This window comes from Amycolatopsis oliviviridis (assembly GCF_014654365.1).
Taxonomy (GTDB): domain Bacteria; phylum Actinomycetota; class Actinomycetes; order Mycobacteriales; family Pseudonocardiaceae; genus Amycolatopsis; species Amycolatopsis oliviviridis.
Window position 1 is genome coordinate 1145712 of record NZ_BNAY01000001.1, and the last position, 13344, is coordinate 1159055.

Sequence of the window (13344 nt, forward strand, 5' to 3'; positions counted from 1 at the left end):
CATGTTCAGGCTCGCGTTCAGCTCTCTGCGCCACCATCTCGCCGGAGCGCTCGGCGCCATCTGCGCCGCCGTGCTCGCGACGGCCCTCGTAGGGGCCTGCGGGATCCTGTTCGAGTCGGCGCTGCGGCAGCCGACCGGCCAGCCACGCGGCTCCTCCGCCGACCTCGTCGTCCGTGCCAAGTCCACTGTGGACATCCCCGTGGAGATCGGCGGCCACGACAAGAACGTGCGACTCGCCCTCGCCGCCCCTCCTCGGATGACCGACGATCTCGCCCGGTCGGCCGCCGCCGTGCCGGGGGTTTCCGCCGCGGTCCCCATGGCCACGTTCGACGTCACCGTCCTGACCGGGCACGCCGCCGCTCAGCTGAGCCGGGCCTGGGAAGCACCGACGCCCGTAGCCGAAGGACGCGCGCCGGACCGGCCGGGCGAAGTGGCGTTCGACCGGAAGCTCGCGGCACGGCTCGGTGTGAGCGTCGGCGACACGGTGCGGACGCTCGAAGCCCCGTCCGGCTTCCGGGTGACCGGGTTGAGCGACGGACCCGAGCAGGCGGTGTACTTCGTGCCCGCCGACGTCGGGCTGCTCACCGGCTCCGATCACTGGATCGACCTCATCGGGGTACGGCTGGCAGACCCCGCCGCACAGCAGGCGGTGGCCGACCGGCTCGCCGGGCTAGCCGGGGTCGAGGTGCTCTCCGGAACGGCGAAGGACGAAGCGCTGGCGGGTTCGGACCGGGGCGCCGTCGAAGGGCTGGTCAGCCTGATCAGCAACATCGGCGGATTCGCGCTCGTGGCCGCCGTGTTCGTGGTCAGCTCGACGCTGGGCCTGGTGTTCGCCAGGCGGCACCGCGAAATCGCCGTGATCAGGGCGATCGGCGCGAGCCGTCGCCAGGTCCGGCGGCTGGTCGCGGTGCAGGCCCTGGGCATCTCACTGCTGGCGGGCGGAGTCGGCTGCGTGCTGGCCGCGCCGGTCGCCGACGGAATCCGCACCTTGTTCGTGCGCTTCGGCTTCACCGACGAGGGCTTCACCCTGATCCGCGGACCGCTGCCGCTGCTGATCGCGGTGACGCTGACCGTCTGCGTCGTCCAGCTCGCCTCGCTGTCGGCCGCCCGGCAGGCGAGCCGCGTCCGGCCGACCGACGCGTTGCGCGAGGCCTCGGTACCGGACCGCCGGATTCCCCTGCTCCGGACCGTTTCCGGTTTGCTGCTCTTCCTCGGCGGGCTCGCGCTGGCGGCGCTCTCCCCCGGGCTCGGCGGAGCGGGCGGGCTCGCCGCCTCCTCGATGGTGCTGGTCGTGCTGATCACCGCGCTCGTCCTGCTCGGCCCGGCCATCAGCCGTCCGGTGATCGCCGTCGCCGGCCGCGCGGTCAGCGGCCTCTCCGGCGCCGCCGGCCTGCTCGCCCGCGCCAACACCGCGCTCCGTCCTCGACTGGTGGCGACGGCCGCGGTGCCGGTCATCCTCGCCGTCGGGCTCACTTGTGGCCTGCTGTTCACCGGCGCGACCGAGCAGCACGCGACGGCGAAACAGGAGGAACAGCGCACCACCGCGGATCTGATCGCGAGCCGATCCGGCGGCCTTACCCCAGGGGCCGTGGCCGCGATCAGATCCGCACCCGGCGTCACCGCGGCCACCGCGATCCATGGCGGTTCCCTCATCGCGGAGGTCAGCGAGCTGGGCGAACGCCGCCCTCTGGCGCATGGCGCCGTCGCGCTCGACACCGGTGACGCCGGGCCCGTACTCGATCTCGGCGTCACCGAGGGAACGCTCACCGGGTTGCGTGGGGCGATGGTCGCGGTGAGTACGACGGTGGCCGAGCCGAACGGCTGGCACGTGGGCGACGAGATCCGCACCTGGGACGCCGCCGGTGCGGCCCGCCCGGTCCGGATCGCCGCCGTGTACCGGCATTCACTGGGGTTCGGGGACTTCGTCCTCTCACCGGACCTGCCGGAGTCGTCCGGCACATCGGCGCGTGCGGTCCTTCTGCGGTCGGCCGATCCACGCGCCACCGCCGGATACCTGAGCGAAGGCGACCTGGGCACGGCCGGCCTTCGCGCACAGTCCAAAACGGACTATCTGGCGAGCCTGACCGTCGACCAGGGCGAAGCCCGGTACGCCGGATACCTGATCATCGGGCTGGTCGCGCTGTACGCGGGGTTGTCCGTGGCGAACACGCTGGTCACGTCGACCCTGCAGCGGCGAGGCGAACTCGCCGGGCTCAGGCTGCTCGGCGCGAACGGCAGGCAGGTGCTGATCATGGTGGGCGGCGAAGCCTGCGTCGTGGCCGTGTTCGGCATGGCGGGTGGGACGGTGGCCGCGCTGGCCGGCCTGATCGCCACGGCCAGGACGCTCGACGGCAGCTGGATCCCGGTGCTGCCGCCGAGCCAATACCTGACCATTCTCGGTGTGGTGTTCGGGATCGTGCTGCTCTCCGCGCTCGTCCCGGCGGCGCTGTCCCTGCGCGGCAGGGCGGCCGAAGTGCTACGTGGCGCGGACTGAGTCGGGGCCCGCCTGCCGGGCGGACAGCAGCCCCGCCGCCACCGCCTTGTTCAGCGCGTCGATCCGTGACACCGCGCCGAGCTTCGTGTAAATATTCGCCAGATGACGTTTCACCGTACCTTGCGAAATGAAGAGCTGCCTCGCGATCTCGTCGTTCTTCAACGCTTGGCAAACAAGCTCCAGCACATCCGTCTCGCGCGCCGAAAGGCGCACCGACGCGGCCGAGGCGAACAACGGCAGATCCTCTCGCGAAATTGTTATCACAATATCGTCCGAACCCACCGAAACGGACTTTATGGTGGCCGCGAGCTGATCGAATAGCACCGTTCTCCGCAAATACGCGGACGCGCCTCTGGTAAGTAATTCACGAACTCGCCCCTGCTCCCTCTCGCCACCGATGAGGACGATTCCGCAGGAGTGCCACCTGTCTATTATGCGAAACGACTCGTCGACATCGATCGAGTCCAGATCCACGATGATCACATCGACCTGGACAGCGTCTTCGACGTCCGCTACCAGCCGGAAAGATGGATCCCTGTCCAGTAATGCGCGCAATCCATTGTGGAAGAGATCGTTTCCACCCATCAGTACCAGGTCAATACATCTTTCAACAATTCTCATGGTCGTGACCCCCACCTCGACCAACACCCAGGATACCGCGACGACGGCGACAGTATATCGGCCGAGCCCCGCGAAGTCGACTATTAAGTGTCATCTCCGTGCGCACTCGCGCATCCCTACGGTGAATCCTTGGACGAATATTAATCGTCGAAATGATCAAAAGGTGTACATCCTTCGTCCTCGTTCGACCCGGTCATGGTGCGCATATTTCCCGAAAGTGAACCGAATGCGTTGACACCGGAACGGCGATCAACCTAGCTTTGTCACTTGTCAACACGGCTAATCGCGGAACGAAACCGGGGGAATTCCATGGGAGGCGATGGCGTGTCAGCGGTCGAAGTCGACTTTCTTTCCGAATCCGCGCTCGCGGACCCGTACCCGGCCTACGCACACCTGCGCCGCGACGCGCCGGTGTACTGGGACGAGGCCAGCGGCGCCTGGCTGGTGACCCGCTACAGCGACTGCGTGGAAGTGCTGCGCGACAGCACGAGGTTCACCTCCGACCCGGCCCGCGCCGGCATTCCGGTGCCCACCACCAGTTACACCCTGCAGACGATGGACCCGCCGGAACACCAGGGACTGCGCGGTCTGTTCACCGCCGCGTACCGGGCACGGGATCTCGACTCCCTGACCGCGGGGCTGAACGCCTTCGCCGCGTCGAGGCTGACCGGCCTGGCCGGGCGCGGCCCGGTCGACCTGCTGGACGGCTACTTCAAGCCCCTCGCGCTGCACGCGATCGCTGAACTCGTCGGCATTCCCGAAGCGCACCGCCCCGCGGTCGCGCTGGCCGCCGAGGCGATGGCGGCCAGCATGGACGGCGTCTTCGACAAGGCGCGCCAGGCGGCCGCGATCAGCTCGCGGGCCACGCTCAGCGGGATCGTCGACCGCTGCATGCGGGCACCCGGCAAGCACGGCATCATCGCCCATGTCGCCAGGCATTACCGCGAGGCGGGCGTGGAGCGCGACGTCGCCGTGCACAGCTTCCGGCTGCTGCTCTCCCCCGGCTACATGTCGGTGGCGAGCGCCGCGGCCAACGCATTCGTCACCCTGCAGGCACACGCGAGCAGGCTGATCGATTGGGACGAGGACATCGCGGTCGAGGAGCTGCTGCGGTTCAGCGGTCCCGTGCAGGCGCTCGGCCGGATGTGCCGTGACGACCTCGATTTCCACGGGTTCGCCCTGCGCCGCGGTGACCTGGTGCTGGCCATGCTCGGGTCGGCCAACCGGGACGAGGACCGGTTCACCGACCCGGACCAGCTCCTGCTCGACAGACGGCCGAACCCGCATGTCGCGTTCGGCTGGGGCGTGCACTCCTGCCTCGGCGCGCTGCTGGCCAAAGTGGTGATCCGCACCGCGATCGGCCGTCTCGAGCGGCAGTTCCCGAACGTCGCGCTCGCCGGCACTCCCGGCTACATCGATCAGGCCGTCGTCCGCTGCCCGGAAACGGTCCCCGTCCACCTGGAGCCCTGAATGACCTCCCTCGAACGCTACGCGTTGGCGAGTGTGGCGAACCCGATGTTCTACGACGACCCCAGCCGCACCGAGGACGAGCTCTACACCGTCTCCACCGTGCCGCCGCCGGAAGGCTGGCGCCGCGCCGAGGAAGGACTGTGGGTTTCGTTCGCCCCGGGGACCAAGATCCCGCGACAGGGCTGGAAGATCCACGTCACCGCTCGGCTCGACGAGGCGGAGAAGACGATCGAGGACGTCCTCGCCTACTGCCTGCGCCACGGTGTCGCCCTGAAGTTCCTCCGCAGCGAGTTCGCGGTCCGGCTGACGAACGGGAAATACGCCCCTCGCGCTTCGAGCGGGAAGGTCCTCACGCTCTATCCCGCCGACGACACGGTGACCGAGCGGATCCTCGACGACCTGGCCACGCTGCTCGCCGATCGCGAAGGCCCGTATGTGCTCAGCGACCTGCGCTGGGGTGATTCCCCGGTCTTCGTCCGCTACGGCGGCTTCGTCGGAACGTTCACCCTCGACAACGACGGCGTGCCGGTCCCGTCCATCGAGGCCCCGGACGGCACGCCGGAACCGGATCTCCGGCTGCCGGTGTTCGCGCCACCGCCGTGGGCGACCGTGCCGGAGTTCCTGGCGAAACGGATGGCCGCGCTCGACGAACAAGCGTCCGGCGAGCTGCCCTACGAGATCACCGAAGCCCTGCACTTCTCCAACGGCGGCGGCGTGTACAAGGGAACCCGGCGCGGCGACGGCTTGGCCGTGGTGGTCAAGGAAGCACGACCGCACGCCGGGCTCGACGCGCTCGGTCGTGACGCCGTCACCCGGCTGACCCACGAGCACGAGTTGCTCACCGAACTGGCGGACACCGGGTTCGTGCCGCGAGTCCATGAGTACTTCACCTTGTGGGAACACCACTTCCTGGCGATGGAGCTGGTCGAGGGACCGACCCTGTATCAGGAGCTGACCCGCCGGAACCCGCTGCTGCGTGCCGGGGGCGACGACGACGATCGTGCCGCGTTCGTGCGCTGGGCGCTGCCCGTGCTCGACGAGCTCGCGGGCATCCTCGCCACGCTGCACGCCCGCGGTTTCGCGTTCGGCGACGTCCATCCGCAGAATGTGCTCATCCGGCCGGACGGGCGGCTGTGCCTGATCGACTTCGAAGCGGCGTCGACCGTCGAGTCGGGGTCGCGCGCGGCGATGGCGGCGCCGGGGTTCCGTCCCCCGGCCGGGCTCGCGCCGGTCGCCGCCGACGAGTACGCGTTCGCCTGTGTGGCACTGTTCGGTTTCCTGCCGCTGACCGCGATGGCCGAACTCGATCCCGGCTGCTTCGAAGACCTGCTCCACCACGCCCGGCGCGAATTCCCGCTGCCGAACGGGCTCGTGGCCCGGATCGCGAGCGCGTTGCGCTTCCCGGAGTCGGTGCCCCTGGTCACCCCCGCCGAAACCACGATGGACGGCCGGTCGTGGGAGTCGGTGTGCCGGTCGATCGGCTCCGCCATCACCGCGAGCGCCACCCTCGATCGCGACGACCGGTTGTACCCGGGGGACGCGATGCAGCTTCCCGGTGCCGGTCTCGGCTTGGCACACGGCGCGGCGGGCGTGTTGTACGCGTTGCACCTGACCGGGCAGCCGGTACCCGACGAGCAGGTCGGCTGGCTGGCGGAGCACGCGCTGACCGGGCATCACCAGGGCCCCGGCTTACTGAACGGGCGGCTCGGCGTCGCGTGGGCGCTGTACCGGTTGGGTGCGCGGGACACGGCGCTGGACCTGCTGAGCCGGAAGCCGGATCGGCCGTTGACCGTCTGCCATCTCGCCGGCGGCCTCGCCGGTCTGGTGCTGGGCAAGCTCGATTTCGCGGAGTGGACGGGCGATTCCGAGCAGACGGAAAGCGCGCTACGCGACGGGCTCCGGCTCCGGGACGCGCTCGACAGCCCGTTCGCACCACAGATTCCTGGTCTGCTCCGGGGTTTCTCGGGGATCAGCCTCGCGTTCACCCGGCTCTACGAAGCGACCGGTGACGCGTCCTGGCTCGACGCCGCGGCGGCCGCCCTGCAAGAGGATCTCGCCCGCTGCGAGCCGGATGCCCAAGGGGCGTTGCACGTCAACGACGGCAGCAGGCTGCTGCCCTACCTGGCCGACGGCAGCGCCGGGGTGGCGCTGGCCGTCGAGGCACTGCTCGAGCACCGGACGGACGCCATGCTGGCGCTGGCCCGCGACGGCCTGCTCGCCGGCTGCCGGGTCCCGCCGTGGAATGTCCACGCCGGGCTGTTCACCGGCCGGGCCGGGCTGATCACGGTGGCGGGCACGGCCGACGACCTGCCGACGCTCCTGCGTCACGCCGTGCCCGCGCCCGGTGGCACCGGCGTGGCAGGCGATCAGCTCCTGCGACTGTCCATGGACCTCGCCACCGGCGCCGCCGGTGTGCTGTCCGCCGTGCACACGGTCCGCCACGGCGGATCCGTGTTCCCCGGTCTGCCCGGCCGCCGGCGTGAGAAACCGGCGGCGGCCGGTGCTGCCCCTGTCCGGTAATCGAAGAAGGAGGTGAAGGAGATGGCCGCGGTTCTCAAGCTGCAGAGCCTGCAGACGTCGAACACGATCGCGCTGTGGAGCTCGCTGACGATTCTCGCCTACTGCCACTGAGAGGACGTGAACATCGTGACCGCAGTTCTCAAGCTGCAGGCGCTGGAGATGCAGAGCGACACCCCGATGTGGAGCTCGGCGAGCGTCTTCGGCTACTGCCACTGACCACCGCTTGACCCTACGAGGAATCCGGAGGAGGTGAAGGAGATGGCCGCGGTTCTCAAGCTGCAGAGCCTGCAGACGTCGAACACCATGGCGCTGTGGAGCTCGCTGACGATTCTCGCCTACTGCCACTGACGGCAGTGATCTGACGGGGTGGTACCTGGCCGGTATCCAGGTACCACCCCTTCGTCACGCGTTGACCTCAGTTTACTACGACCTACTCGTGTCGGCGTCTTGCGCCGAGGGATCCCAGTCCGCGGGCTTGTCCTCGACAACGGGTGGACGGGCGAGTTCGGCCAGCTGCCGGACGACGTCGTCGTACCGCGTCTGATCCGTGACCGCCCGCGCCTGCGCGCGTTCCAGTTCCTCGCCCAGCGCCGTCACCCGCGCCTCGGCCAGGCTGCGGGCGGTGTGCTCCCGCGCCAGCTCGGCCCGGACCCGGTCCAGTTCTCCGCGCAGTCCGACGGATTCCTCCCGTGCGGCGGCACAGTCCTTTTCGGACAAAGTCACCCGCGCCTTGGCCTCGTCGAGCCGGTCCAGCAGGGCTTCGAGTTCGGCCACCGCTCGCGCCAGCGCCGTGTCCCGCTCACCCAGATCCGCCGTCAGCCGGTTCTTCTCCTCGCGGACGGCCGCGAAATCCTCACGAAGCGTCCGGAGATCGGCAGTCAGGGCGTCCCGGGAGCGTTCGGCCGCCACGGTCGCGGCCTCCGCGGCGCCCCGGGCCCGTTCGTGGGCGGCGATCTCGGTCCACGAACGCTGCCGGGTCTCCTCCGCGTCCTTCAAGGCCTGCTCGGCGGTGCGTTCCGCCTTGGCCTTGGCCATCTTGTCGTCGCGTGACGCGGCCAGCGCGGTCGCTCGCGCGGTGTCGGCCTTCGCCGCCGCCTGCTGGGCGTCCTCTGCCTCGCGCCGGGCCGTGGCCGCCTCGGACTCGGCTTCGGTGACGCGGCCCAGCGCCGCCTCGGCGGCGTCGTCGAACCGGGAGCGCATCGCGCCCAGCAACTCCACGAGCGACGCCGCGGTCGGGGTGAACTCGTCGGCGATCCGGCGGACTTCGAGCAGCGGGTCCGCCACGCTCGCCACCGCGGCCGCCCGTCGGGCCCGCGAAGCGGCGTCGGCGTGCGTCTTACTGCAGTAGGCCGACGGCCTGCCGCCCTTGCGTTTGCCCTCGGCGTCGACCGCGGGCGGGGGCAGGGGATTCTCGCAGCCTTCCAGCGCGCACAGCCGGACCTCGTCGGCGTCCGTATCGATCACGGCAAGCAGGGTAGCGCTGCCCGGCGGGGTGGGATGCGGGGCAACGCCGCGAGAACCGCGGTTCCGCCGATAGGGTCGATCGTGTGCGTGTCCTGTTCACCTTCGCCGGCGGCAACGGTCACTTCCGGCCGCTCGTCCCCCTCGCCCATGCCCTCGCCACCGCGGGCCACAAGATCGCGTTCACCGGTGAGCCGTCCATGGTCCCGATCGTCGAGGCGGCCGGTTTCACCGCGTTCCCGTCGGGCCCGAACCTCGGCGGCGACGGGAAACGTCGCCCTCTGCTCCCCGTGGACCGGGACCGCGAGGACGCCGACCTGCGCGACGGTTTCGTCCGCCGCACCGCGCCCTTGCGCGCGGAGGACGTCCTGGCCCTGTCCGAACATTGGGCACCGGACCTGCTCGTCTGCGACGAGGCCGATCACGGTCCGATGATCGCCGCGGAGAAGCTCGGTCTCCCCCACGTCACCGTCCTGGTCATGGCCGCCGGCGCCCTCGTCCGCCCCGACCTCGTGGACGACGCGATCAACGAGGTCCGCGCCGTCCACGGCCTCGCCCCGCAACGAAACCTGGACCTGGCGTACCGCCATCTCGTGCTCTCCCCGTTCCCCGGGAGCTTCCGTGATCCCCGGTTCCCGCTACCGCCGACGGCGCGGTCCTTCCACATCCCTGTTCCCGGCCGCGGAGTGGTGCCGGACTGGTACGTCGAGGGCAGGCCGACGGTCTACTTCACTCTCGGCACGATCTTCAACACCGAGTCGGGCGACCTGTTCACCCGGGTGCTGGCCGGGCTGCGGGAGGTCGACGCGACCTGTGTGGTGACCGTCGGAAACCTCCTGGACCCCGCGGAGTTCGGTCCGCAGCCGGATCACCTCCACCTCGCCAGGTACCTGCCGCAGGACGACGTCCTCCCGTACTGCGACGCGGCCGTCACCCACGGCGGTTCGGGCAGCCTGCTGGGCGCGATCGCCCACGGGCTGCCGATGGTGGTGCTGCCGATGGGCGCCGACCAGCCCCACAACGGCGACCGCGTCACCGAACTCGGCCTCGGCAGGGTCCTCGACGTCATCGACGCGACCCCGGAAGACGTCCGTGACGCCGTGTCCTCGGTGCTGCGGGAACCGGCCTACCGGGCCGCGGCCGCGCGGCTGCGGGACGAGGTCACCGCCTACCAGCCGCCGGAGAAGACCGTTCCGCTGCTGGAAGGGCTGGTCCGGTGACCGCAGAGCTCGACGCCGCGATCACCCGGGCGTTCCGCGAGGAGTCGGGGCAGGTGATCGCCACCCTGATCCGGGTCACCGGGGACTGGGACCTGGCCGAGGAATGCGCCCAGGAGGCGTTCGCGCTCGCGTTGCGCACCTGGCCCCGCGACGGTGTCCCGGAGAAACCCGGCGCCTGGCTGACCACGACCGCGCGCAATCGCGCCACCGACCGGATCCGGCGGGAGGCCGTCGGCGCGGCGAAACTGCGGGAAGCCGCCGAGCTGACCGCGGCCGCCGAACCGGAATGGGACGAGAGCGGCGTCCACGACGACCGGCTCCGGCTGATCTTCACCTGCTGCCATCCCGCGCTGCCGATGGAGGGTCAGGTCGCGCTCGCGTTGCGGACCCTGGCCGGGCTCACCACCGCCGAGATCGCCCGCGCCTTCCTGGTTTCCGAAGCGACGATGTCGCAGCGTCTGGTCCGGGTGAAACGCAAGATCCGGACCGCGGGGATCCCGTACCGCGTCCCGCCGTCGGATCTGCTGCCCGAACGCACGGCCGCGGTGCTGGGCATGCTGTACCTGCTGTTCAACGAGGGGTACTCGGCCAGCACGGGCACCGATCTGCTGCGGACCGACCTGTCCGCGGAGGCCATCCGGCTAGCCCGGATCCTCACCGGGTTGATGCCCGGCGAACCGGAGGTCCTCGGGCTGCTGGCGCTGTTGCTCCTGCACGACGCGCGCCGCGCCACGCGGGTCGACGGCGAGGGCACGCTCGTCTCGCTCGAAGACCAGGACCGCGACGGCTGGAACACCGCCGAGATCGCCGAAGGCACCGAGTTGCTGGAGACCGCGCTTCGCCGCGGGAGCCCTGGGCGATACCAGATCCAGGCCGCCATCGCCGCCTGTCACGCGACGGCGGTCCGCGCTTCCGACACCGACTGGGCGCAGATCGCCGCCCTCTATGGGGAACTGCTGCGTTTCGTGCCCTCACCCGTCGTCGAGTTGAACCGGGCGGTCGCCGTCGCGATGGCCGAAGGTCCCGAAGCCGGACTCGAACTCGTCGACAAGCTCACCGTGGACGGCAGCCTCCCCGGCTACCACCTGCTGCCCGCGACCCGCGCGGACCTGCTCCGGCGTCTCGACCGGTTCGGTGAGGCCGCCGACGCCTACCGTGAGGCGCTCGCACTGGCCGGCACCGACGCCGAGCGCGCCTACCTGTCGGGAAAACTCGCCGAAATCTCCTGACACCGGGTGTCTGTCCGCGGGGACGCCGTTCGTCGGTGAGCGACAGGAACCGAAAAGGAAAGGGTCGGCTCATGGCCACACTCGACGTCCCTGGAGCACGGCTCCACCACACCGTCACCGGCAGCGGTCCGGTGCTGCTGTGCGTTCCCGGCGGTGCCTCGGATTCCGGCATGTTCACCCCGATCGCGGGGCTGCTCGCGGAGCACCACACGGTGATCACCTACGACCCGCGCGGGATCTCCCGCAGCACCCTCGACGATCCCGGCGAGGAGCAACGGATCGAGGTCCACGCCGACGACGCGCTGCGCCTGCTCGACAGCGTGAGCACCGAACCCGCGATCGTCTTCGCGTCGAGCGGTGGGTGCTTGCAGGCTTTCGACCTCGTCGTCCGCCACCCCGGACGGGTGCGGACACTCGTCGCGCACGAACCGCCGCTGATGGCCCTGCTCGACGGGCACCCCGGCGTCTCTCCCGACGAGCTGCTCCACATCCACCGGGAGCACGGCATCGAGGCGGCGATCGGCAAGTTCATGGCCGACGCCGGGTTCGAAGGGGGTGCGGCGGGCATCCCTCCGGAGATGCGCAAGAACTTCGAGTTCTTCATCGTCCACCTGATGAAGGCGATCGTGGACTTCACTCCGGACTACGAGGCACTGAAGGCGTCCGGGACGCGGATCGTCCTCGGCGCCGGGGAGGACTCGGCCGGTCAGCCGGCGCACGAGGCGGCCGTGGCCGCGGCGGGTCGCCTCGGGATCGAGCCGACCCGCTTCCCCGGTGACCACATCGGTTTCGCCTTCGAGGCCACGGCTTTCGCTTCGCGGCTGCGGGCTGTTCTCGCCGCCTGACCCGCGTCCGGATGTCATGAAAGGGGCGTTCAGGACGTTTTTCGTCTTGAACGCCCCTTTCATGACACACACCCGGCGGGCGCGGATCAGGCGCGGACGTGCGCGATCAGCCCGCCCACCAGAGCGCCGAAGCCGCCGATCCCGGCTATCGTGCGGACCAGGTTCCAGCGCTCCCAGACACCTTCGAACTTCGACCGCAGCGCTTCGAAGTCGGTGTTGTCGCCGTCGAAACCGGCTTCCAGCACGTTGTTCAGCGGCACGTTGACCGCCATGGTCACGACCAGCATCACCAGCAGCAGGACGAATCCCGCGATGATCCACGGCAGCGCGGCCCGCAGATCCGACTTGAAGTGCAGTGCCGCCGCCACCGCGGCGAGCAGGGGCGCGCCACCGAAGCTGAGCGCGAACCAGCCGTTGAGGATCGCGACGTTGATCTCCCGCATTCCCGTCACGTACGTCCGGGCGTCGGCCCGCGCCAGCCCCGGCATGACCGAGCACGTGTAGGCGTAGAACAGCCCCGCGATCAAGCCCGCCGCGATGACGGCCGCGATCAGGACGATCTCGCTCAGCGTCGACATTCCTGTCGCCTTTCTTCCGGTTACAGCTAGGTTCATCGATTCCAGACCCCGGTGGCCGCGGCCTTCGCGGCGTAGTCGGAGAAGTCCCTCGCGGGCCTGCCCAGCACCTTCTCGACGTCGCCGGTGAGCGATTCGTTCCGGCCGTCGAGGACCCGGGTGAACAGGTCGGTCAGTCCTTCGATCTCCTCCTCCGGCACACCCTGTTCGGCCGCCCCCGCGGCGAACTCCGCCGGGGAAACCGGAACGTACCGGACATCCCGCCCCGCAGCCTTGCCGATTTCCGCCGCCGCGTCCGCGAAACCCAGCAACCGGGGGCCGGTCAGCTCGTAGACCGCTCCGTGGTGCCCGTCGGTGGTCAGCGCGGTCACCACGACGTCGACGATGTCCTCGACGTCGATGAACGGCTCGGTCACCTGCCCGGCGGGCAGCACGATCTCGCCGGCCAGTACCGGTTCCAGCAGGAAGTGCTCACTGAAGTTCTGCGCGAACCAGCTGGCCCGCACGACCGTCCACTCGGCACCGGAGTCCCGCACGCCCTGTTCGCTGACCACGGCTTCCTCCTCGCCGCGGCCGGAGAGCAGGACCAGTCGCCGGACACCGTGTTCGACGGCCAGTGCCGAGAAGTCGCGGATCGCCTCGGCCGCGCCGGGGAAGGCGAGGTCGGGGTAGTAGGTCACGTAGGCGGCGCCGACCCCGGTGACCGCGGTGGTCCAGGTCGACCGGTCGTTCCAGTCGAACACGGGCCGCGACGCCTTCCGGACCGTGATCCCGAGGTCGGTCAGCCGCTGCGCCACCCGGCTCCCGGTCTTGCCCGTCGCGCCCAGGACCAGGACCGTCTCGTTGTTCTTCGTGTTTGTCATGGCACTAGTCAAGCGCCCCGGGATGAGACGGAACATAGTTCAGAGG

Annotated in this window: 10 protein-coding genes; 6 read left to right on the plus strand and 4 right to left on the minus strand. The window is 69.9% G+C overall.

What is annotated here, in order from left to right; genetic code table 11:
- Nucleotide 1: 1 nt before the first annotated feature.
- The gene (locus tag IE302_RS04915; protein ID WP_191252125.1) at nt 2-2494 is read left to right on the plus strand and encodes an ABC transporter permease; all 2493 of its coding nucleotides are present in this window, start codon (nt 2-4) and stop codon (nt 2492-2494) included.
- Here IE302_RS04915 and IE302_RS04920 read toward each other — a convergent pair.
- A complete protein-coding gene (locus tag IE302_RS04920; RefSeq protein ID WP_191252127.1) occupies nt 2477-3142 on the minus strand; it encodes a response regulator transcription factor in 666 nt (221 codons plus the stop codon). The genes IE302_RS04915 and IE302_RS04920 overlap by 18 nt on opposite strands.
- Before the next feature lie 297 nt (nt 3143-3439).
- Between IE302_RS04920 and IE302_RS04925 the strand changes: the two genes are divergently transcribed.
- Both IE302_RS04925 and lanKC read left to right on the plus strand, forming a co-directional pair.
- On the plus strand, nt 3440-4585 hold the full coding sequence (locus IE302_RS04925) for a cytochrome P450 (RefSeq protein ID WP_191252129.1): 1146 nt from the start codon (nt 3440-3442) through the stop codon (nt 4583-4585).
- Nucleotides 4586-7105 (plus strand): class III lanthionine synthetase LanKC, encoded by a 2520-nt coding sequence (gene lanKC, locus IE302_RS04930; RefSeq protein WP_191252131.1) that lies wholly within the window; start codon nt 4586-4588, stop codon nt 7103-7105. It abuts the gene before it with no gap.
- A gap of 423 nt (nt 7106-7528) precedes the next feature.
- Here lanKC and IE302_RS04935 read toward each other — a convergent pair whose 3' ends face one another.
- Complete coding sequence (locus IE302_RS04935) at nt 7529-8569, minus strand: coiled-coil domain-containing protein (RefSeq protein ID WP_191252133.1); 1041 nt, start codon at nt 8567-8569, stop codon at nt 7529-7531.
- A gap of 83 nt (nt 8570-8652) precedes the next feature.
- On the opposite strand from IE302_RS04935, the gene IE302_RS04940 reads away from it, so the two are divergent.
- The 3 genes from IE302_RS04940 to IE302_RS04950 all read left to right on the plus strand — a co-directional run bounded on the left by IE302_RS04940 (nt 8653) and on the right by IE302_RS04950 (nt 11860).
- Entirely contained in the window at nt 8653-9786 is a 1134-nt protein-coding gene (locus IE302_RS04940; RefSeq protein ID WP_191252135.1) for a glycosyltransferase, read from the plus strand.
- Nucleotides 9783-11015, plus strand: a complete 1233-nt coding sequence (locus IE302_RS04945) for an RNA polymerase sigma factor (protein ID WP_191252137.1) — start codon at nt 9783-9785, stop codon at nt 11013-11015. Before IE302_RS04940 ends, IE302_RS04945 begins: the two co-directional genes overlap by 4 nt.
- Nucleotides 11016-11086: 71 nt before the next feature.
- Nucleotides 11087-11860 carry an alpha/beta fold hydrolase gene (locus IE302_RS04950; RefSeq protein WP_191252139.1) on the plus strand — a complete coding sequence of 258 codons (774 nt, stop codon included), beginning with the start codon at nt 11087-11089 and terminating at the stop codon, nt 11858-11860.
- A gap of 86 nt (nt 11861-11946) precedes the next feature.
- Here IE302_RS04950 and IE302_RS04955 read toward each other — a convergent pair whose 3' ends face one another.
- Both IE302_RS04955 and IE302_RS04960 read right to left on the minus strand, forming a co-directional pair.
- Nucleotides 11947-12438 carry an anthrone oxygenase family protein gene (locus IE302_RS04955; RefSeq protein WP_191252141.1) on the minus strand — a complete coding sequence of 164 codons (492 nt, stop codon included), beginning with the start codon at nt 12436-12438 and terminating at the stop codon, nt 11947-11949.
- Nucleotides 12439-12470: 32 nt separating this feature from the next.
- A complete protein-coding gene (locus IE302_RS04960) occupies nt 12471-13298 on the minus strand; it encodes a Rossmann-fold NAD(P)-binding domain-containing protein (RefSeq protein ID WP_191252143.1) in 828 nt (275 codons plus the stop codon).
- Nucleotides 13299-13344 lie beyond the last annotated feature (46 nt).

Bases quoted from the DNA above. Each gene is read 5' to 3' on its own strand.
- IE302_RS04915 (WP_191252125.1), top strand. From the start codon at position 2: ATGTTCAGGCTCGCGTTCAGCTCTCTGCGCCACCATCTCGCCGGAGCG.
- lanKC (WP_191252131.1), top strand. From the start codon at position 4,586: ATGACCTCCCTCGAACGCTACGCGTTGGCGAGTGTGGCGAACCCGATG.
- IE302_RS04950 (WP_191252139.1), top strand. From the start codon at position 11,087: ATGGCCACACTCGACGTCCCTGGAGCACGGCTCCACCACACCGTCACC.
- IE302_RS04955 (WP_191252141.1), bottom strand. From the start codon at position 12,438: ATGTCGACGCTGAGCGAGATCGTCCTGATCGCGGCCGTCATCGCGGCG.
- IE302_RS04960 (WP_191252143.1), bottom strand. From the start codon at position 13,298: ATGACAAACACGAAGAACAACGAGACGGTCCTGGTCCTGGGCGCGACG.